Raw genomic sequence first — 18,665 nt, forward strand, 5'->3', positions numbered from 1 at the left:
GCCGTCCCCGGCTGCGGTTTTGAGGTTTTCGTCCGACGACGCGACAGCGGTCACCGCGGCGCCGAGTTGGACGCCGAGTGGCACCGCGGCCAATCCGACGCCGCCGCCCGCGCCGAGCACCACCACGTCGTCGCCACGTCGGATGCGGGCCACCGAGCGCAGCGTGTGGTACGCCGTGCGGTAGGCCACGCCGAACGCCGGTCGCCCACGCACAGGGCTGCCCCGACATCGAGGTCGTCTTCGCCCGCGGCACCGACGAACCACCCGGCCTCGGCCGGGTCGGCGCGGCGTTCGTCGACTCACTGCGCGGCCGCGTCGGGGGCCGGTCGGTCGGTACCTACGCCGTCAACTATCCGGCGAGCTTCGACTTCCTCGCCGCCGCGGCGGGCGCCAACGACGCCAGCCTGCACATCCAGTACATGATGGCCAACTGCCCCCGCACCCGGCTGGTGCTCGGCGGCTACTCGCAGGGCGCCGCCGTCATCGACATCATCGCCGCGGTCCCGGTCCCGGCGGTCGGCTTCACCGCGCCGCTACCGCCCAACACCCCCGACTTCGTCGCCGCCATCGCGGTGTTCGGCAACCCGTCGACCAAGCTCGGTCTGCCGATCACCGCCAGCCCGGTGTGGGGATCACGTGCCATCGACCTGTGCAACGGCGCCGACCCGGTGTGCTCGGGCGGCAGGGACATCGCCGCCCACAGCAACTACGGCCCCGGGGGCTTCACCGATCAGGCCGCGGCCTTCGTCGCCGGACTTGTTTAACACAGCTATGCGTTACCGTGTCTTGTGCTTTCCGATCGTCTGAGCCGCCGGATGCTCGCGGCCGCAGCTGCCCTGACCGCGCCCCTGGCCGCCGCCGTCGTCCTGCCCGCCGGCACGGCTTCCGCTCAGCCGTGCCCCGACGTCGAGGTGGTGTTCGCCCGCGGCACCAGTGAGCCGGCCGGCGTCGGCCGCGTCGGCCAGGCCCTCGCGGACACGCTGCGCAACCAGCTCGGTGGCCGCACCGTGGCCACCTACGGCGTGAACTACCCCGCCAGCTACGACTTCCTGAACACCGCCAGCGGTGCCGTCGACGCGACCGGGCGCATCGCGTTCATGGCGGCCCAGTGCCCGAACACCCGCATCGTGCTCGGCGGCTACTCGCAGGGCGCCGCCGTCGTCGACATGCTCGCCGGGGTGCCGCCGCTCGGGGACCGGATCGGCACCATCGGGTCGGCGCCTCCGCTGCCCGCTCCGCTGAACGGCAACGTGGCCGCGGTGGCCGTGTTCGGCAATCCGTCGGCGAAGTTCGGCAGTCCGGTCTCGGCCCGCGGCGCGTTCGCCGGCAAGGCGATCGACCTGTGTGCCGACGGCGACCCGATCTGCTCCGGCGGCCGGAACCCGTTCGCTCACACCAGCTACGAACGTTCCCCGTTCATCGGTCAGGCCGCTGGCTTCGCCGCAAGCCGGATCTGAACGGCCGAGGCCGATTAAGATCAACACGGTGATTCGTCAGCTGCGAAAATTCCGGGTCCTGTCGGCGCTGGCCGCGCTGCTCTTCGCCGCAGGCGCAGTGGTCGCCCCACCGCTCGCATCGGCACAGTCGTGTCCCGAGGTCGAGTTGATATTCGCCCGCGGTCGCATCGAGTCCCCCGGCGCCGGCCAGATCGGCAACGCGTTGGTCAGCGCGCTGCGCGACAGGACCGGCAGGGACGTCGACCTGTACGCGGTCAAGTACCCCGCCGACACCGAGGTCGACATCGGCGCCAACGACATGAGCCAGCGCATCCAGTACATGGCCGCCAACTGCCCGGACACCCGGCTGGTGCTGGGCGGCTACTCGCTGGGTGCGGCGGTCACCGACGTCGTCGTCGCGGTCCCGATCGCCGCGTTCGGCTTCAAGAGCCCGCTGCCCGACGGGGTGGATCAGCACATCGCGGCGGTCGCCCTCTTCGGCAACGGCAGCCAGTGGGTCGGCCCGATCGCGAACTTCACCAACCCGGCGTTGCGGGACCGGATCATCGAGCTGTGCCACGGCGATGACCCGATCTGCAACCCGACCGCCCCGGAGAACTGGCAGGACTACTGGCCGGCACACCTGGCGCCGGCCTACATCGGCGCCGGGATGGTCAACCAGGCCGCCGATTTCATCGTCGGCCGGCTGTAACTAGAGCTCGTCGGCCGTGCGCAGGTCGCGGGTCACCCGGTTGCGGGCCGCGAGCCCGGAATCGGGCGGATAATCGACGCCGACGAGCGTCAGACCGCGCGCGGGGGCGGCGGCGAAATCACTGGAGCGCCTCGGGGAGCCGAGCAGCGCCGCGCACCAGGCGGCGTCGCGGCGCTGCTCGCCGACGGCCAGCAGCGCACCGACCAGTGAGCGGACCATGTTCCAGCAGAACGCGTCGGCGCTGACGTGCAGGTGGATCCGGTCGCCGTCGCGCTCGCAGTCCAGACGCTGCAGATCGCGGATCGTCGTCGCCCCGTCGCGGTGGCGGCAGAACGCCGCGAAGTCGTGCAGCCCCACCAACCCGTGCCCGGCCGCCGACATCGCGTCGACGTCCAGCGGTCGCGGCCACGCCGTGACGAAGCGCGCTTCGGCCGGTTCGGCACCGTACGGGGCCGTCGTCAACCGGTAGACGTAATGCCGGCGCAGCGCCGAGAACCGCGCATCGAATCCCGGTGCGGCACGGGTGATCTCCCGGACCCGGACGTCCTCGGGCAGCATCCGGCCGAGACGGCGGACCAGGGGCCCGAACTCCGGCTCGCCCGGTCGGGTGGTGCGTGGGTAGGCGTGCGGGAGCGCGCCGGTGGGCACGTCGACGTGCGCGACCTGTCCCGTGGCGTGCACGCCGGAGTCGGTGCGGCCCGCGCAGCGGGTCACCACCGCGGTGCGGAACACCGTCGTGAGCGCGTCGTCGATGACGCCGGCGACGGTGCGCTGCCCGGACTGCGTGGCCCAGCCGGCGAACTCCGTGCCGTCGTAGGAGATGTCGAGGCGCAGACGAACGAGCCCGCCACCGGAGTCGGTGGCGGGCTCGTTCATCGGATGACTACTTGGCGTCGTCGGCCTTGTCCTCAGCCTCGGGGGCCTCGGTGGCTTCAGCCTCGGTGACGTCAGCCTCGGCGACGGTCTCCTCCTCGGCGGCCGGACCTTCGGCTGCCTCAGGCTCGACGGCGGCCTGCGGCGCCGCCGCGGCGGCGACCTTTTGAGCGCCCGCGCTCGCGACCTTTTGAGCTCCGGCCGCGCGACGCGCACGGTCGGCCTCGGAGGTCACCGTCTTCTCCCGCACCAGCTCGATGACCGCCATCGGGGCGTTGTCGCCCTTGCGGTTCTCGACCTTGATGATGCGGGTGTAGCCGCCGTTGCGGTCGGCGAAGAACGGTCCGATCTCGGCGAACAGGACATGCACGATGTCCTTGTCGCGGATCTTCTTCATCACCTCACGCCGGTTGTGCAACGTGCCCTTCTTGGCGTGGGTGATGAGCTTCTCCGCGTACGGCCGCAGCGCCCGGGCCTTGGGCTCGGTCGTCTTGATGCGGCCGTGCTCGAACAGCGAGGTGGCCAGGTTGGCCAACAGCGCCTTCTGGTGCGAGGACGACCCGCCGAGGCGAGGGCCCTTGGTGGGCTTGGGCATTGCGACTATCTCCTATGTGGGGCCGACCCCCGTGTCAGGTAGGGCCGGGACGGATCTCTTTCGAGATGGTGGGGTTAGAGCTGTTCGGTTTCGGCGTAGTCCTGGTTGTCGTCAGCCTCATAGCCGGAGTCGTAGCCGGCATCGCTGTTCCAGGTACCGGTGGCGACGTCGTAGCCGGCGACCTCGGACGGATCGAAGCTGGCCGGGCTGTCCTTGAGCGACAGACCCAGCTGGTGCAGCTTGATCTTCACCTCGTCGATCGACTTCTGGCCGAAGTTACGGATGTCCAGCAGGTCGGACTCCGTGCGGGCGACCAGCTCGCCGACGGTGTGCACACCCTCGCGCTTGAGGCAGTTGTACGACCGCACCGTCAGGTCCAGGTCGTCGATCGGCAGCGCGAAGTGCGCGGCCTGATCGGCCTCGGCCGGGGACGGACCGATCTCGATGCCCTCGGCTTCGACGTTGAGTTCCCGTGCCAGACCGAACAGTTCGACCAGGGTCTTACCGGCCGAGGCCAGGGCGTCGCGCGGGGTGATCGAGTTCTTGGTCTCGACGTCGAGGATCAGCTTGTCGAAGTCGGTGCGCTGCTCGACACGCGTGGCCTCCACCTTGTAGGTGACCTTGAGCACCGGCGAGTAGATCGAGTCGACCGGGATCCGGCCGATCTCGGCGCCGGAGGCCTTGTTCTGCACGGCCGGGACGTAGCCGCGGCCGCGCTCGACGACCAGCTCGACCTCGAGCTTGCCCTTGTCGTTCAGCGTGGCGATGTGCATCTCCGGGTTGTGCACCGTGACGCCGGCCGGCGGCACGATGTCGCCCGCGGTGACCTCACCGGGGCCCTGCTTGCGCAGGTACATGGTGACCGGCTCGTCCTCCTCGGAGGACACGACCAGGCCCTTGAGGTTCAGGATGATGTCGGTGACGTCTTCCTTGACCCCGGGGACGGTGGTGAACTCGTGCAGGACACCGTCGATGCGGATGCTGGTGACGGCCGCGCCCGGGATGGACGACAGCAGCGTGCGGCGCAGCGAGTTTCCGAGGGTGTAACCGAATCCGGGCTCCAGCGGTTCGATGACGAACTGGGAGCGGTTCTCGGCGAGGACCTCTTCGCTCAGGGTGGGGCGCTGAGAAATCAGCATGGTGTTTCTTTTCTCCTTCTCGGCAACCGCTATTTGATGCCGTTAGGTGATTCACGGCCCGGCCGGGCCGTGAACTGTTACTTCGAGTAGAGCTCGACGATGAGCTGCTCGGTGAGGGGCACGTCGATCTGCGCGCGCTCGGGCAGCTGGTGCACGAGGATGCGCTGACGCTCGCCGACGACCTGCAGCCAGCCCGGGATCGGGCGCTCGCCGGCGGTCTGCCGGGCGACCTCGAACGGCAGCGTGTTCAGCGACTTGTCCTTGACGTCGATGATGTCGTACTGCGACACCCGGTAGCTGGGCACGTCGACCTTCACACCGTTGACGGTGAAGTGGCCGTGGCTGACCAGCTGACGCGCCATCCGGCGGGTACGGGCCAGGCCGGCGCGGTACACGACGTTGTCCAGCCGGCTCTCCAGGATGCGCAGCAGGTTGTCACCGGTCTTGCCGGGGAGGCGGTTGGCCTCCTCGTAGTAGCGGCGGAACTGCTTCTCCATCACGCCGTAGGTGAAGCGGGCCTTCTGCTTCTCCTGCAGCTGGGTGCGGTACTCGCTCTCCTTGATCCGCGCGCGGCCGTGCTGGCCGGGCGGGTAGGGACGCTTCTCGAAGGACTGATCTCCACCGACGAGGTCGACGCCGAGGCGGCGCGACTTGCGGGTGACGGGTCCGGTGTAACGAGCCATTAGTCAGTTCCTCCTTAGACCCGGCGCCGCTTGGGCGGACGGCAACCGTTGTGCGGCTGCGGGGTGACATCGGCGATCGCACCCACCTCGAGGCCGGCGGCCTGCAGCGAGCGGATGGCGGTCTCGCGACCCGAGCCCGGGCCCTTCACGAAGACGTCGACCTTCTTGACGCCGTGTTCCTGCGCCTTGCGGGCGGCGTTCTCGGCGGCCAGCTGAGCGGCGAACGGGGTGGACTTACGCGACCCCTTGAAGCCGACGTGACCGGACGACGCCCAGGCGATGACGTTGCCCTGAGGGTCGGTGATGGACACGATGGTGTTGTTGAACGTGCTCTTGATGTGGGCGGCGCCGTGCGGGACGTTCTTCTTCTCCCTGCGACGGGTCTTCTGCCCCTTCTTCGGGGCGCCCTTCTTTGCCTGTGCCATCCGGGGTTACCTGGCCTTCTTCTTGCCGGCGATGGTGCGCTTGGGGCCCTTGCGGGTACGCGCATTGGTCTTGGTCCGCTGGCCGCGCACCGGCAGGCCACGGCGATGCCGCAGGCCCTGGTAGCAGCCGATCTCGATCTTGCGGCGGATATCGGCCTGCACCTCGCGGCGCAGGTCGCCCTCCACCTTGAGGTTGGCTTCGATGTAGTCGCGCAGCTGGGTGACCTGGTCGTCGGTCAGATCCTTGGTGCGCAGATCCCGGCTGATGCCGGTGGCTTCCAGGATCTCCTGGGAGCGGGTACGGCCGACGCCGTAAATGTAGGTCAGCGCGATCTCCATGCGCTTGTCGCGCGGGAGATCGACGCCCATGAGACGTGCCATCAGGCAGTGTTCCTTCTATCGTGCGGAGGTCTGATCCCAGTCCGTTCCCGGGTCCACCCGGGGTCCGGCCTCCGTTCCGGACGTGTTCGAGGGCCGTATGCCCTCAGTGGCACTGGGAGGTCATCATTCAGTTGTGGGGTTACTGCGTGGCTGACTGATCAGCCTTGCCGCTGCTTGTGGCGGGGATCGGAGCAGATCACCATGACCCGCCCATGCCGGCGGATCACCCTGCACTTGTCGCAGATCGGCTTGACGCTCGGGTTCACCTTCACGGCTGTCGTCGATCCTTCTTCTCGGTGGTTCTTCGGGGGTCTTCGGGGGACTTACTTGTAGCGGTACACGATGCGCCCGCGGGACAGGTCGTACGGCGAGAGCTCCACCACGACACGGTCCTCGGGGAGGATGCGGATGTAGTGCTGCCGCATCTTCCCGCTGATGTGGGCGAGGACCTTGTGTCCGTTCTCCAGCTCAATGCGGAACATCGCATTGGGCAGGGGCTCGACGACACGACCCTCGACCTCTATGGCACCGTCTTTTTTGGCCATACTGTGTAACGATCCTTGCTTTCGTTTCGTACCGGCTGGCTGGCCTTCTCGGCACAGCCTTCGATCCGACTTGAAAACGTGGGCCGGATCCGGGGAATTCCCGCTTGAGGCGAGGTTCCCGCTGGGGCACGCAAAAAGTCGGCGCGGAAGCCGCACCGTTGATCCATGGTACTCGCGATCCGCGCTGGTCCAAAATCTGCGCCGGACGAGGCCGTGCGCAGGCCGGCGTAGGTCCTTCGGGATCAGGGACCTCGGACCCTGCCGCGGCGCCGGGGCGGGGCAGATAGTCGAGACATGGAACACTTGTCCGCCCTCGACGCGGGTTTCCTCGACGCAGAGGACGCCGACCGGCACGTCAGTCTGGCGGTCGGCGCGGTGTCGGTGCTGGAGGGCCCGGTCCCCACACATCACGAGATCCTGGCCGCGTTCGACGAACGTGTCCGCCGGGTGCCCCGGCTCAGGCAGGTGGTGCGCCGGCACCCGTTCGACCTGTCGGCGCCCGAGTGGGTGGACGACCCGAACCTGGACCTTTCCCACCACATCCACCGCGCGGCGCTGCCCCGCCCCGGCGACGACGCCGCGCTGCACCGGTTCGTCGCCGAGGCGATGGAACCGCGCCTGGACCGGGAGCGACCTCTCTGGCAGTGCTGGGTCATCGAGGGGTTGACCGAGGGCCGCTGGGCGATGCTGATGAAGGTCCACCACTGCATCGCCGACGGCATCGCGACGATGCGGATGCTGGCCGGGCTCAGCGACGACGGCGAGGGCGAGACGTACGTCGGGGCCCTCCGGGCCGGCCCGGCGCACAACGGCCACCCGCCGGCCCTGCTCAGGCCCACCCTGAACCCGTTGCGGTGGGCCCGCGGCGCATGGGACGCGGTGTCGGCGCTGACATCGGCGACCGCGGTCACGGTCGAGGGCACGATCGAGATCGTCGACGGCCTGGTCCGCCCGGCCGGGTCGTCGACGCTGAACGGTCCGGTCACGACGATGCGCCGCTACAGCGCCGTGCAGGTCCCGCTGGCCGGCGTGCTGGCGGTGTGCGACGCGTTCGACGTCACTCTCAACGACGTCGCGCTGGCCGCGATCACCGACAGTTTCCGGGCCGCGCTGCAGCGGCGCGGCGAGGAACCTCGGCCCGACTCACTGCACACGCTGGTGCCGGTGTCGGTGCGCTCCGACCACGACATGGACCGGGTCGACAACCGGGTGTCGGTCATGTTGCCGTACCTGCCGGTCGACGAACCGGACCGGGTCGAGCAGCTGCGCACCGTGCACCGCCGCCTGTCCAGGGTGAAGGCCGGGGGGCAACGTCAAGCGGCGGGCGCGGCCGTCACGGCGGCGAAGCTGGTCCCCTACGCGCTGGCCGCCCGGACCATCCGTGCGCTGACCTCGCTGCCGCAGCGGGGCGTGGTCACGCTCGCGACCAACGTGCCGGGTCCGCGGCGACGACTACGGGTCATGGGCCGCGACGTGGTGCGCATGCTGCCCGTTCCGCCGGTGGCGCTGCACCTGCGCACCGCCGTCGCGATCCTCAGTTACGGCGACGAGCTGACGTTCGGGGTGATCACCGACTTCGACGCGTTCCCGGACGTCGACGAGCTCACCGCCGGTATCGCGGACGGGGTGAACAGCCTGGTCGAGGCGGCTACGCTGGCGACAACCGGCCGATCGGAGGAACCGCAGGATGACAGCTGCCACTGAAGGCGCCGGTGTCGTTGTCGGGGTGGATGATTCACCGATATCGCGGACCGCGCTCGAATGGGCGGCCAACGAGGCGGTGCTGCGTGAGGCGCCGCTGGAGATCCTGTTCGCCGCCACGCTGCCCACCGGGGCGTGGCCGCTGGCTCCGGTGCCCGTCGGTTTCATGGAATGGCAGCAGCAGATCGGGAGCGAGGTCCTCGCCGACGCCGCACGCACCGCTACGGGCATCACCGGTGAAGCCGTTCCGGTGCGCACCGAGTTCAGCGTGGCCACACCGGCCGGCGCGCTGATCGAGGCGTCGCGGACCGCCGGTCTGGTCGTGGTGGGCACCCGCGGACGGGGAGCGCTGGCCCGCGCAGCGCTCGGCAGCGTGAGCACGGCGCTGGTGCACCACTCGCACTGCCCGGTGGCGATCATCCCGGCCGAGACGGCACGGCCCGACGGGCCCGTGGTGCTGGGTTTCGACGGTTCCCCGGCCTCGCAGGACGCCGTCGCCCTGGCGTTCGATGCGGCCTCCCGGCGCCGGGTCGCGCTCGTCGCCCTGCACGCCTGGTGGTCGCCCGGCGCGTTCGCCATGCCCGGATTCGAATGGGACAGTGTGCGCCCCGACGTCGACCGGGAGATCGCCGCACAACTCACCGGGTGGCAGCGGCGGTTCCCGGACGTCGAGGTCGAGTCCGTCGTGGTGCCGGATCAACCGGCGCGCCGACTGGTCGAGCGTTCCGAGACCGCGCAACTGGTCGTCGTCGGCAGTCGCGGCTACGGGGCCGTCGCCGCCACCCTGCTCGGTTCGGTCAGCAACGCGGTGGTGCAGTCGGCCCGGGCGCCGGTGATCGTGGCACGCCCCAGATGACCGGTCAGCACCCGTTCGCCACCCTCGCCGTCACTCGGGTGGGTGGCAGATCGTGTTGACCTCCGCATTCGGGTACCTGATCGCCCTCGGGCTCGGCATGCGCTGCCTCTCGACCGGGCGAAGTACGTCATCAGCGCGATCCCCGAACTGCAGACGAATCTCGCTCTCCTGCACGGGCTTCGCGAGCACCGGTTCGCCGGAACGGTCGCGTTGACCGCCCATACCCGCCGCGATGCCGACCTGCTGCGGTCGGCCGGTGTCGACGTGGTGCTCGAACCGTTCTCCGCCGCAGCCCATTCCACATCCGAACAGCTCCACCGGCTGATGGCCGACGACTCAGGCCCCACTGCCTAGCGCCGGCGTGCGACGAGCACCGGTATCCGGGAGTCGTCGACCACCGCGGTGCTGACCGAACCCAGCAGCGTGCCCGCGACGTTGCCGCGGCCGTGACTGCCCAGCACGACCAGCTGCGCGCGTTCGGCCTGGACCAGGATCTGACCGGCCGGGTTCTCGAACCGCACCAACAGGTGCACCGGGACCCCCGGATGTCGTTGCCGCAGTTCGGCCAGCGTGTCGGCGAGGAACCGTTCGGCGTCGATCTGCAGTTCGTCGGTGCCCGGGCCGTAGAGGTCCCGGCGCTCGCCCTGTTTGCAGACGTGCAGTGCCAGCAGGTCGACACCACGCCGGGAGGCCTCCTCGAACGCGATCGCGGCGGCCTGCGACGACGTTCTCGAGCCGTCGACGGCGACGAGGACCGGCCGCCGCGGATGCTCCCGGCCGTCCTCGTGGTGGATGACCGCGACCGGGCAGCGGGCGTGGTGGAGCACCCCGACCGACACCGACCCGAGCACCTTGCGGCGCCCTTCGCCGCGGCCGTGCCGTCCCACCACGAGCAGCTGCGCCTGCCCGGACAGCTCGACGAGTACCGGCACCGGCCTGCCGGGCAGATGCACGACGTCGGTGTCCCGGGCGCCGGAAGGCTCGGCCGGTCCGGCCTGTTCCCCGTCCACGTGGACGGTCGTCAGTGCCACAGCGCGCAGCTCGGCGTCTCTGGTGGCCCATCGCTGCGCCGCGTGCGAGTACTCCGAACCGTCCACCCCGACCACGACTCCGCCGACCGGATGGTGTTGCGGCATGTTGGCTCCTTCCGCAGGCGGGGCGGCGTGGCCGGCGGACCCGGCCTCGCCGGTCACCGGATCATCCTGTCACCGGACCATGCGCCGGGCAGGCAAACCGAGCTGTATGAGCGGGCGTGGAAGAACTGGTCGACGTCCGCGCGGTCGAACGCCGAGGTGCCGGGGGTGTGCAGCTTGGCCGCCGCGGCGGCCACGCCGTACCCGACCGCCTCGCGCAGTCGCGCACCGCGGGCCAGTCCCACCACGATTCCCGCCACCATGGCGTCCCCCGCTCCCACCCCGTTGACCGAACGCACCGCCGGCGCCGCGAATGATTCGCTGATGCCCGGGCCTGCCAGCAGCGCGCCGCGGGCCCCGCACGACACCACGACGGATTCCGCGACACCGTGGTCGATGAGTTCGTGGGCCGCCGCGAGCTGCTCGGCCTCGGTCTCCAGTGGTCGCCGCATGCAGTCACGCAGTTCCCGCAGACTGGGTTTGAGCAGGAAGACACCGGAGCTGACATGGCTCAGCCCGCTGCCGGAGGTGTCGAGGATCAGCCGGACGCCCAGCTGCTCGCACACGTCGGCGACGCGCTGGCAGAAGTCCGGCGGCACCCCCGGCGGGAGGCTACCGCTGGCGACGACGTACTGCGCCGACACAGCGACCTCCCGCAGTGCGTCGAGGCACTGCTCCTGCTCGGACCGCGTGATTCTGGGCCCGGGCAGCACGAACCGGAACTGCCTGCCGGTGGCGGCGTCGTCGATGGTGAAACTCTCGCGGGTGGTCCCGTCGATGGGAACGATCGTGGCGGGCACTCCGGCGGCGTCGAGGAGCTCGACGACGCGGACGCCGGTGGTTCCGCCTGCGGTCAGCACCGCTGTCACCGGGACGCCCAGCGCATGGACGAACCGCGCCACGTTGACCCCTCCCCCGCCGGCGTCGGATCGTTCGGAGCGGCAACGGATCTTGTGGAAGGCCTGCACTTCGTCGGCGACCGCGGCGACGTCGAGGGCCGGGTTCGGCGTCAGCGTGACGATCACTGGAAGAACTCGACGGTGCAGCCGGCGGCGAGAGTCCGCGTGTCCCCGCGACTTTCGACGATCACCGGGGCGGCGTCACCGGGTTCGGCGCTCAGTGTGGCACTGCGGCCGGTCACGCTGAGCCGCAGCCGGTGCCCGCGATAACGGAACGTGTAGGTCAGCCGGCCCAGCGTCGCGGGCCACATCGGTCCGACCACGATGCGGTCCCGGCGCAGCTCGAGGCCCGTGAAACACCGCTGCAGCAGGTCGATGCTGCCCGCCATCGCCGCGAGGTGGATGCCCTCGGCCGTGGTGCCGTGCTGGATGTCGATCACGTCCGAGGCCATCACCTGCCGGAAATAGTGCATCGCCTGACGCCGGTCTCCGCGGGCCAGCACCCACGAGTGCACCACCGCGCTGAGGGTGGAGCCGTGCGAGGTGCGCTGCCGGTAGTAGTCGATGGTGGCCGGGATCTGATCGGGGGTGAACGTGTAACCCAGGCGCTCGAACAACTCGTAGAGTTCGTCGGCCGAGAGCAGGTAGAACAACATCAGCGTGTCCGCCTGCTTGGCTGCCTTGTAGTTGTTGACGCTGTCGCCCTCGGCTTCCAGGATGCGGTCGAGGCGCTGCAGATCCGCATAACGGTCGCGGTAGCCGTCCCAGTCCAGTTCGGCCAGTTCGGCATAACCCTCGAACTGGCTGAGCACCCCGTCGTGGAAGGGCACGAACATGCGCCTGCTGACATCCTCCCAGCGGGCCAATTCGTCGTCACCGATCCCGAGGGTCTCCAGCAGCGCGAGCCGGTAGGACAGCGGCAGCCGCTCAAGGGCCTCCAACGCCCGCACGATCGCCCACACCGCCATCACGTTGGTGTAGGCGTTGTTGTCGACACCGTCGTAATCGCGTCCCGGATAACCGGAATGGAACTCGTCGGGCCCGATCACGCCCCGGATCACATACCGCTCCCGGGCTGGGTCGAAGGTGGCCGCGCTGATCCAGAACCGGGCGATCTCGGCGAGCATCTCGGCGCCGTAGTCGATCAGGAACCCGATGTCACCGGTGACCTGGTAGTGCTGCCAGACGTTGTAGGCGACCGCGAGACCCACATGGTGTGCCCGCGCGCTGGCGTCGGGATTCCACCGCCCCGACCGCGGATTCAGATGCAGCCGTTGACTTTCCTCTCGCCCGTCACTGCCCGACTGCCACGGGAACATCGCACCCCGATAACCGGCCTGACGTGCCGCGCGGCGGGCTTCGGGCAACCGGCGGTAGCGGTACAGCAGCAGCGAACGCGTCACCTTCGGCAGCCGCATGTTCGTCACCGGGAACACGAACAGCTCGTCCCAGAACACGTGTCCGCGGTACGCCTCGCCGTGCAGTCCACGAGCCGGCACCCCCACGTCGAGGTCGGCGGTGTGCGGCGACAGTGTCTGCAGCAGATGCAGTTGGTGCAGCCGCACCAGCCGCAGCAGGTCGACGTCGTGTCCCATGTCGACGTTGAACCGCTCCCAGAGGTGGGCCCACGCCAGCCGGTGCCGCCCCTCGACGTCGTCGTAGTCACCGGTGGCGGCGAGTTCCCGCTCGGCGGCCGCGACCGGCCCGGAGATGCCGTGGTCCCGGCTGGTGTACACCGCGGCCACCTTCTCCACGGTGACCGCCTGCCCGGAGACGGCGTCCACGGCGAGGTCGTGCCCGATGCGCCGGTCCTCCACCAGCAGCGAGCGGGTCACCGGTGACGGGTCAAGACCGACGATCCGCGAGCGCGCGGCGACGGCGATCCGGATCTTCGACTCGACGGTCCTTGCCTCCAGCAGTACCGAGCCGTCTGCGATCTCCCGCGCACCGTCGACGGCCAGATGCCGCGACGACAGATCCCGGTAGCGCTCCACACCCAGGTTCTCGACGCCGCCGTCGACCACGGAACGGAATTCCAGTCGGCCGGACCAGTTCTGCGGCCACACGGTGGTCCGCATCGCCGCCACGTGCGGCCTGTGCATCGCGACCAGCCTGCGCTGGCTGACCCGGGTGACCCGGCCGGCGCCGTCGCTGACGGTGAACTCGCGGGTCAGGGTGGCCCGGCGGAGATCCATCGTCGCCACATACGACGTGACGTCGACGGTGTCGAGGTCGAGCCAGGGGCCGCCGTCGATGCGGAACGTCAGCGGCAACCAGTTCGGCAGGTTGACCAGGCTCTCGTTGTCGATCTCGGTGTCCCCGACGTGGTCGGTGAGCCGGTTGTAGATCCCGGCCGCATACGTCGCCGGATAGTGGAACCGGCCCGCCCGACTCTCCGGCGCCGCGCCGCGGACCGCCAGGTACCCGTTGCCGAGTGTGCACAGCGCCTCCCGTAACCGCTCGTCGGCCGCCCGGTAGCCGCCGAAGGTCAGGGTCCAGGGGTCGTGGGCGGTGTCCTGCTCGACCGCCAGTTGATCCGACAGCCGGGTCAGGAGACCGCAGACGGCGTCGGGACCGTCGAGGACGAACCGGGCCGCAGACCGGCGGTCAGCGGATTCAGGATTGCGCACCGCGACACCGATCCCCTTGTGCCGCAACGCGTCGAAGGCATCCTCGTCGGTCAGGTCATCGCCGATGTAGATCGGCAGCAGCAGCTCCCTGCCGTCGACCCGGTCCAGGATCCACTCGACCGTCTCACCCTTGCCCCAGTCCGCGTCGGGACGCAGCTCGATAACCTTCCTGCCACCGGTGGTCCGTAACCCGTTGCGCTGCCCGATGATCCGCACGGCCGAGATCACCTCGTCGACCCGGTCTGCGACCACGTTGCGGTAGTGCACCGCGACGGAGAACCGCTTGTCCTCGATCAGCACACCGTCGATGCCGTCCAGCCCGCGCCGCAGGTCGGTCTGCGCACCGGCGAGCACGCGGACCGCCTCCTGTCCCGACCGGTTCTCGTGATGGGTGCCGTCGGGCGACAGCATCTCGAAACCGTGGCTGCCGGCATACCAGATGCCGGGGACGTCGACCCTGCTGCGGACGTCGTCCAGGCCCCGACCGCTGATCACCGCGACCGGACACTGCGCGGCGAGCGTTTCGAGTGCTGCCCGGGCACCGGGAACCAGGGTGGCCGCCGACGGGTCACCCACGATCTCCGAGAGCGTGCCGTCGAAATCGAGGAGCACTGCGGGCCTGCGTGTTTCGGCCAGCGGTGCGATCTCGCTGTAGGAGCGCAGCGCGTCGTCCAGCGCGGAGATCCGCCGGTACCCGTCGCGTACCGTGACCGCGACCGGGTCGGGCACCACGACGTCGGCTCCGCACCGGCGCAGATCGTCGGCGCCACCGGTGCGGTCCAGCCCGATCACCAGACCGAAGCCTCCGTCCCGGGCGGCGCCGAGCCGGGCCGGGTCCGCGTCGACGACCACCGCACGGGCCGGGCGTACCCCCAGCTGCCGGGCGGTGTCTTGCAACCCAGCGGCGTCGCGGCATCCGTCCACGACGGCGACGATGATCTCGGCGGCCTGGAGCTGTCGTGTGAACGTCGCGCTCACCGCGGCGTCCGCGCCCACCAGCACCGCGTCGTGATACCGCGGATCGACGAACACCGGCAGCGCCATCGCAGCCCCCTCGAAGCCAGAATGACTCCATCGCAGCGCGTCCGGGTCCATCCTGGGAAGAGACCAATGGACCCACCAAGAAGGGACTTTCGGCCACCGGTGAGCGGTCCTCGGACGCTACGCGGCGCGGCCGGGAGGGCGGACGCTGAGATCATGGACACAGCTACCCATCTCCGCGACATCTCGGCGTTGACCATCGGCGATGCCGAGGAAGCCGGTGGCAAGGGCGCCAACATGGGCGAACTCGTCGCCGCGAAGCTGCCCGTGCCGCCGGGCTTCGTCCTGCTCCGGGACTGCTATCGCGACTCCATGCGCGCCGGCGGCGTCGACACCGAACTCGCCGCGCTGCACCGCGAAGCGCTCGACGACGTCGCCGACACCGCTCGACTCGCCGAGCTGTGCGAACACATGCAGGGGCTGGTCCGCAAGGCCGGCATCGACGACGCCGTCGCGTCGCTGATGCTGACGGCCTACCGCGGGCTCGGCCCGGACGCGGTGGTCGCCGTCCGCTCGTCGGCCACCGGCGAGGACGGCGCCGACGCGTCGTTCGCCGGGATGAACGCCACGCTGACGAATGTGACCGGCGAGGACGGACTCGTCGCCGCGGTGACCAGGTGCTGGATGTCGCTGTTCAGTCCGCGCGTCATCACCTACCGGGCCAGCCGGGGTTTCCTCGGCGAGCCGGCGATGGCCGTGGTGGTGCAGAAGATGGTCGACTCCGACAAGTCCGGGGTCGCGTTCACCGCCGATCCGAGCACCGGCGCGCGGGACCGTGTGGTGATCGAGGCCGCGTTCGGTCTCGGCGAGGTGGTGGTGTCCGGTGAGGTGGAACCGGACACGTACGTGGTCTCCAAGGAGACCCTGCAACCGATCGACATCCGGATCGGCCACAAGGCGTTCAAGATCGTGCGGGGCACCGACGGCGCCGACACCACCGTCGACCTCGGCGACGCGCAGGCGGACCGGCGGGTGCTCGGCGACGACGAACTGCGCACCATCGCCGAGCTGGCGATCGCCACCGAGCGCCACAACGGCTGCCCGCAGGACACCGAATGGGCGATCAGCGACGGCGCCGCCTATCTGGTTCAGGCGCGCCCCATCACCACGCTGGGGCACACCACTCCGCCGGCCAGGACCGAACACGTCGTGCTGGCGCGCGGGCTCGCCGCGGCCCCGGGCATCGCGTCCGGCAGGGTGCGGGTGCTGCAGACGCCCGACGAGGGACACCACCTGCAGCAGGGCGAGATCCTGGTCGCGCAGATGACGAACCCGGACTGGCTGCCCACCATCCGCCGGGCGGCGGCGCTGGTCACCGACACCGGCGGGATGACCTGCCACGCCGCGATCGTCGCGCGCGAACTCGGTGTTCCGTGCATCGTCGGCACGCGCAGCGGGACCAGGGACCTGCACGACGGCACCACCGTGACCGTCGACGGCGCCCGCGGCGAAGTGGTGTCGGGACGTGTCGAGCAGGCGCCGGCGGTGACGGTGACCGAGCGCGGCGCACCGGCCCCGCCGGCCGGCGCGGTCGCCGAACCCACGGGCACCCGGGTCTATGTCAACCTCGCCATGCCGGACAGCGCGGAAACCGTCGCGGCTCAAGCGGTCGACGGGGTGGGGCTGTTGCGCGCGGAGTTCATGCTGACCGAGGCGCTGGGCGGCCGTCATCCCCGCGACCTGATCGCGCACGGCGAACAGCAGGCGCTCGTCGACAAGATGGTGTCCTCGGTCGGCAGCATCGCCGCAGCGTTCGCTCCTCGGCCGGTGGTGTACCGGGCCACGGACTTCCGCAGCAACGAGTTCCGCGGTCTGACCGGCGGCGCCGACTACGAACCGGTGGAACACAACCCGATGATCGGTTTCCGCGGCTGCTACCGCTACGTGAAGGAACCCGAGCTGTTCGCGCTGGAATTGGAGGCGCTGGCCCGGGTGCGCGAACAGTCACCGAACGTCGCGCTGATGATCCCGTTCGTGCGTACCCGCTGGGAACTCGAGGAGTGCCTGGGGCTTGTCGACGCCAGTCCGCTGGGCCGCCAGCGGGGGCTGCACCGGTGGGTGATGGCCGAGGTACCGTCGGTGGTGCACTGGCTGCCCGAGTACATCGGCATGGGCATCGACGGCGTGTCGATCGGCAGCAACGACCTCACCCAGCTGGTGCTCGGCGTCGACCGCGACTCCGACGTGTGCGCCGAACTGTTCGACGAGTCCGATCCGGCGGTGCTGCACGCCATCCGCCGGATCGTCGAGACCGCCAACAAGTTCGGGATCACCTCGTCACTGTGCGGGCAGGCGCCGTCGACCAACCCCGCGTTCGCCGAACATCTGGTGCGCCTGGGCATCACGTCGGTGTCGGTCAACCCCGATGCCGTCGACGCCACCCGGCGGGTGATCGCCGCCGCCGAGCGCCGGATCCTGGTGGAAGCAGCGAGATCGTCTCAACACGGAAGGACGCATCCATGACCGAGAACGCACCCGGGCACGGGATCCTCGTCGGTGTCGACGGTTCCTCCGAGTCGCACGCCGCAGTCCGCTGGGCGGCCCAGGAAGCGGTGCTGCGGAAGCTGCCGGTGACGTTGATGCACGTCACCACACCGATCATCGTGACCTGGCCGATCGAGTCGGTGGTCACCAGCTTCTACGACTGGCAGGAGGACAACGCCAGGCACGTGGTCGAACAGTCGAAGCTCACGCTGCGCGACGCGGTGCACGACGTCGAGCCGCCCGAGGTGCGGGTGGAGCTGCGGCACGACGGTGTGGTCCCGGAGTTGGCGGACGCCTCGGCGCACGCGGATCTGCTGGTGATCGGCACCCGCGGGCTCGGACCGGTGGGCGGCGCGGTGCTCGGGTCGGTCAGCCGCGCCCTGTTGCACCATGCCCGGTGCCCCGTCGCGGTGGTGCGGGAAGGTGTGGTCAGGCAGACCGACCGCAATCTGCCCGTGTTGCTCGGCGTGGACGGGTCCCCGGCCTCGGAGGCGGCCATCGCGTTCGCGTTCGACGAGGCGGCGCGGCGGGGCGTCGACCTGGTGGCGCTCCACGCGTGGAGCGACGCCGAGGTCTTCCCGATCCTCGGAGCCGGCTGGCACACCCACGAAGAGAGCGGGCACGAGATCCTCGCCGAACGTCTCGCCGGATGGCGGGAGCGTTGTCCCGACGTCAGGGTGCGGCGCCGCATCGTCTGCGACAAGCCCGCACGCTGGTTGATCGACGAGTCCCGGCAGTCCCAGCTGGTGGTCGTCGGCAGCCGTGGGCGAGGCGGCCTGAAGGGCATGCTTCTCGGTTCGGTCAGCACGTCGGTGGCCGAGGCGGCGCTGGCGCCGGTGGTCGTGGTGCGTCCCTGACCGTCGGCAGCGGGAAACCTCTCACACCATGACGCGGCACAGCTCGTGCGCCTGCGACACCGCGTCGACGCGCGCACGGCTGGTGTCGATCTCGTGGGCGCTCGGCCAGTCCTGTGCCCCGCCGCCGAGATCGGCCGCCATGGCCGGCGTGGCGTCCGACGCCGACGGCCCCCTGCTCGAGATCCGCTGCGCGGCCTGCGCGGCGGGGAGCGCGCACCGCAGTTCGACGAACACCGCATGGGTCTGCGCCGCGACGGAGGCGACGGCGACCTGGG

19 protein-coding genes and 2 pseudogenes are annotated in these 18,665 nt (G+C 70.0%); 8 read left to right on the plus strand and 13 right to left on the minus strand.

Annotated elements, in window-relative coordinates; translation table 11 throughout:
* Positions 1–162, minus strand: a pseudogene (locus ASJ79_RS34655) (NADPH:quinone oxidoreductase family protein); the annotation flags it as partial.
* Between ASJ79_RS34655 and ASJ79_RS30225 the strand changes: the two are divergent.
* From ASJ79_RS30225 to ASJ79_RS30235, 3 genes are read left to right on the plus strand one after another with little or no spacing between them, the layout of a single operon-like run.
* Complete coding sequence (locus tag ASJ79_RS30225) at positions 93–764, plus strand: cutinase family protein (protein ID WP_369803791.1); 672 nt, start codon at positions 93–95, stop codon at positions 762–764. The pseudogene ASJ79_RS34655 and the gene ASJ79_RS30225 sit on opposite strands and share 70 nt — an antisense overlap.
* Positions 765–815: 51 nt before the next feature.
* Positions 816–1,457, plus strand: coding sequence for a cutinase family protein (locus ASJ79_RS30230; protein WP_067963599.1), 642 nt, complete (start codon positions 816–818; stop codon positions 1,455–1,457).
* Positions 1,458–1,485: 28 nt separating this feature from the next.
* Positions 1,486–2,148 (plus strand): cutinase family protein, encoded by a 663-nt coding sequence (locus tag ASJ79_RS30235; RefSeq protein ID WP_067963602.1) that lies wholly within the window; start codon positions 1,486–1,488, stop codon positions 2,146–2,148.
* On the opposite strand, the gene truA is transcribed toward ASJ79_RS30235, so the two are convergent.
* The 8 genes from truA to infA form a co-directional block, all read right to left on the minus strand.
* Positions 2,149–3,024 (minus strand): tRNA pseudouridine(38-40) synthase TruA, encoded by an 876-nt coding sequence (gene truA, locus ASJ79_RS30240; protein WP_067963605.1) that lies wholly within the window; start codon positions 3,022–3,024, stop codon positions 2,149–2,151.
* A gap of 7 nt (positions 3,025–3,031) precedes the next feature.
* Positions 3,032–3,616 (minus strand): 50S ribosomal protein L17, encoded by a 585-nt coding sequence (rplQ, locus tag ASJ79_RS30245; protein WP_067963607.1) that lies wholly within the window; start codon positions 3,614–3,616, stop codon positions 3,032–3,034.
* 74 nt (positions 3,617–3,690) lie between these two features.
* A complete protein-coding gene (locus ASJ79_RS30250; protein ID WP_067963610.1) occupies positions 3,691–4,755 on the minus strand; it encodes a DNA-directed RNA polymerase subunit alpha in 1,065 nt (354 codons plus the stop codon).
* Between the two features lie 77 nt (positions 4,756–4,832).
* Positions 4,833–5,438, minus strand: a complete 606-nt coding sequence (gene rpsD, locus ASJ79_RS30255) for a 30S ribosomal protein S4 (protein ID WP_067963613.1) — start codon at positions 5,436–5,438, stop codon at positions 4,833–4,835.
* 14 nt (positions 5,439–5,452) lie between these two features.
* Positions 5,453–5,863 (minus strand): 30S ribosomal protein S11, encoded by a 411-nt coding sequence (gene rpsK, locus ASJ79_RS30260; protein ID WP_011895801.1) that lies wholly within the window; start codon positions 5,861–5,863, stop codon positions 5,453–5,455.
* Positions 5,864–5,869: 6 nt separating this feature from the next.
* Positions 5,870–6,244: a 30S ribosomal protein S13 gene (rpsM, locus tag ASJ79_RS30265; RefSeq protein ID WP_067963615.1), complete on the minus strand. Its 375-nt coding sequence runs from the start codon at positions 6,242–6,244 to the stop codon at positions 5,870–5,872.
* Positions 6,245–6,402: 158 nt separating this feature from the next.
* The gene (gene rpmJ / locus ASJ79_RS30270) at positions 6,403–6,516 is read right to left on the minus strand and encodes a 50S ribosomal protein L36 (protein ID WP_003879483.1); all 114 of its coding nucleotides are present in this window, start codon (positions 6,514–6,516) and stop codon (positions 6,403–6,405) included.
* Between the two features lie 51 nt (positions 6,517–6,567).
* The gene (gene infA / locus ASJ79_RS30275; RefSeq protein WP_003418601.1) at positions 6,568–6,789 is read right to left on the minus strand and encodes a translation initiation factor IF-1; all 222 of its coding nucleotides are present in this window, start codon (positions 6,787–6,789) and stop codon (positions 6,568–6,570) included.
* A 294-nt stretch (positions 6,790–7,083) separates the two neighbouring features.
* On the opposite strand from infA, the gene ASJ79_RS30280 reads away from it, so the two are divergent.
* Genes ASJ79_RS30280 through ASJ79_RS31805 form a run of 3 tightly spaced genes read left to right on the plus strand, consistent with a single transcriptional unit; the run spans position 7,084 to position 9,700 of the window.
* Positions 7,084–8,493 (plus strand): wax ester/triacylglycerol synthase family O-acyltransferase, encoded by a 1,410-nt coding sequence (locus ASJ79_RS30280; protein ID WP_067963619.1) that lies wholly within the window; start codon positions 7,084–7,086, stop codon positions 8,491–8,493.
* A complete protein-coding gene (locus ASJ79_RS30285; RefSeq protein ID WP_067963622.1) occupies positions 8,477–9,346 on the plus strand; it encodes a universal stress protein in 870 nt (289 codons plus the stop codon). The genes ASJ79_RS30280 and ASJ79_RS30285 overlap by 17 nt, the downstream gene beginning before the upstream one ends.
* A 42-nt stretch (positions 9,347–9,388) precedes the next feature.
* The gene (locus ASJ79_RS31805) at positions 9,389–9,700 is read left to right on the plus strand and encodes an NAD-binding protein (RefSeq protein ID WP_156448709.1); all 312 of its coding nucleotides are present in this window, start codon (positions 9,389–9,391) and stop codon (positions 9,698–9,700) included.
* Here the strand turns inward: ASJ79_RS31805 and ASJ79_RS30295 are convergent.
* Genes ASJ79_RS30295 through otsB form a run of 3 tightly spaced genes read right to left on the minus strand, consistent with a single transcriptional unit; the run spans position 9,697 to position 15,052 of the window.
* Entirely contained in the window at positions 9,697–10,482 is a 786-nt protein-coding gene (locus ASJ79_RS30295) for a universal stress protein (protein WP_067963633.1), read from the minus strand. The genes ASJ79_RS31805 and ASJ79_RS30295 overlap by 4 nt on opposite strands.
* Positions 10,483–10,535: 53 nt before the next feature.
* Complete coding sequence (locus tag ASJ79_RS30300; protein WP_082754155.1) at positions 10,536–11,504, minus strand: 1-phosphofructokinase family hexose kinase; 969 nt, start codon at positions 11,502–11,504, stop codon at positions 10,536–10,538.
* On the minus strand, positions 11,501–15,052 hold the full coding sequence (otsB, locus tag ASJ79_RS30305; RefSeq protein WP_197420440.1) for a trehalose-phosphatase: 3,552 nt from the start codon (positions 15,050–15,052) through the stop codon (positions 11,501–11,503). The genes ASJ79_RS30300 and otsB overlap by 4 nt, the downstream gene beginning before the upstream one ends.
* 153 nt (positions 15,053–15,205) lie before the next feature.
* Between otsB and ppsA the strand changes: the two genes are divergently transcribed.
* The gene (gene ppsA / locus ASJ79_RS30310) at positions 15,206–17,512 is read left to right on the plus strand and encodes a phosphoenolpyruvate synthase (RefSeq protein WP_067963628.1); all 2,307 of its coding nucleotides are present in this window, start codon (positions 15,206–15,208) and stop codon (positions 17,510–17,512) included.
* A complete protein-coding gene (locus ASJ79_RS30315) occupies positions 17,509–18,390 on the plus strand; it encodes a universal stress protein (protein ID WP_067963630.1) in 882 nt (293 codons plus the stop codon). Before ppsA ends, ASJ79_RS30315 begins: the two co-directional genes overlap by 4 nt.
* A 21-nt stretch (positions 18,391–18,411) precedes the next feature.
* Here ASJ79_RS30315 and ASJ79_RS33560 read toward each other — a convergent pair.
* Positions 18,412–18,665 (minus strand): annotated as a pseudogene (locus ASJ79_RS33560) (hypothetical protein); the annotation flags it as partial.

The sequence above is a fragment of the Mycobacterium sp. NAZ190054 genome (assembly GCF_001545925.1).
Classification (GTDB): Bacteria; Actinomycetota; Actinomycetes; order Mycobacteriales; family Mycobacteriaceae; genus Mycobacterium.

What these genes read in the sequence shown, in the direction of transcription:
- truA (WP_067963605.1), bottom strand. Translation starts at nt 3,024, where the DNA reads ATGAACGAGCCCGCCACCGACTCCGGTGGCGGGCTCGTTCGTCTGCGC.
- rplQ (WP_067963607.1), bottom strand. Translation starts at nt 3,616, where the DNA reads ATGCCCAAGCCCACCAAGGGCCCTCGCCTCGGCGGGTCGTCCTCGCAC.
- ppsA (WP_067963628.1), top strand. Translation starts at nt 15,206, where the DNA reads ATGGACACAGCTACCCATCTCCGCGACATCTCGGCGTTGACCATCGGC.
- ASJ79_RS30315 (WP_067963630.1), top strand. Translation starts at nt 17,509, where the DNA reads ATGACCGAGAACGCACCCGGGCACGGGATCCTCGTCGGTGTCGACGGT.
- ASJ79_RS30295 (WP_067963633.1), bottom strand. Translation starts at nt 10,482, where the DNA reads ATGCCGCAACACCATCCGGTCGGCGGAGTCGTGGTCGGGGTGGACGGT.
- ASJ79_RS30285 (WP_067963622.1), top strand. Translation starts at nt 8,477, where the DNA reads ATGACAGCTGCCACTGAAGGCGCCGGTGTCGTTGTCGGGGTGGATGAT.
- ASJ79_RS30280 (WP_067963619.1), top strand. Translation starts at nt 7,084, where the DNA reads ATGGAACACTTGTCCGCCCTCGACGCGGGTTTCCTCGACGCAGAGGAC.
- infA (WP_003418601.1), bottom strand. Translation starts at nt 6,789, where the DNA reads ATGGCCAAAAAAGACGGTGCCATAGAGGTCGAGGGTCGTGTCGTCGAG.
- rpsD (WP_067963613.1), bottom strand. Translation starts at nt 5,438, where the DNA reads ATGGCTCGTTACACCGGACCCGTCACCCGCAAGTCGCGCCGCCTCGGC.
- ASJ79_RS30250 (WP_067963610.1), bottom strand. Translation starts at nt 4,755, where the DNA reads ATGCTGATTTCTCAGCGCCCCACCCTGAGCGAAGAGGTCCTCGCCGAG.
- ASJ79_RS30230 (WP_067963599.1), top strand. Translation starts at nt 816, where the DNA reads ATGCTCGCGGCCGCAGCTGCCCTGACCGCGCCCCTGGCCGCCGCCGTC.
- rpsM (WP_067963615.1), bottom strand. Translation starts at nt 6,244, where the DNA reads ATGGCACGTCTCATGGGCGTCGATCTCCCGCGCGACAAGCGCATGGAG.
- rpsK (WP_011895801.1), bottom strand. Translation starts at nt 5,863, where the DNA reads ATGGCACAGGCAAAGAAGGGCGCCCCGAAGAAGGGGCAGAAGACCCGT.
- otsB (WP_197420440.1), bottom strand. Translation starts at nt 15,052, where the DNA reads ATGGCGCTGCCGGTGTTCGTCGATCCGCGGTATCACGACGCGGTGCTG.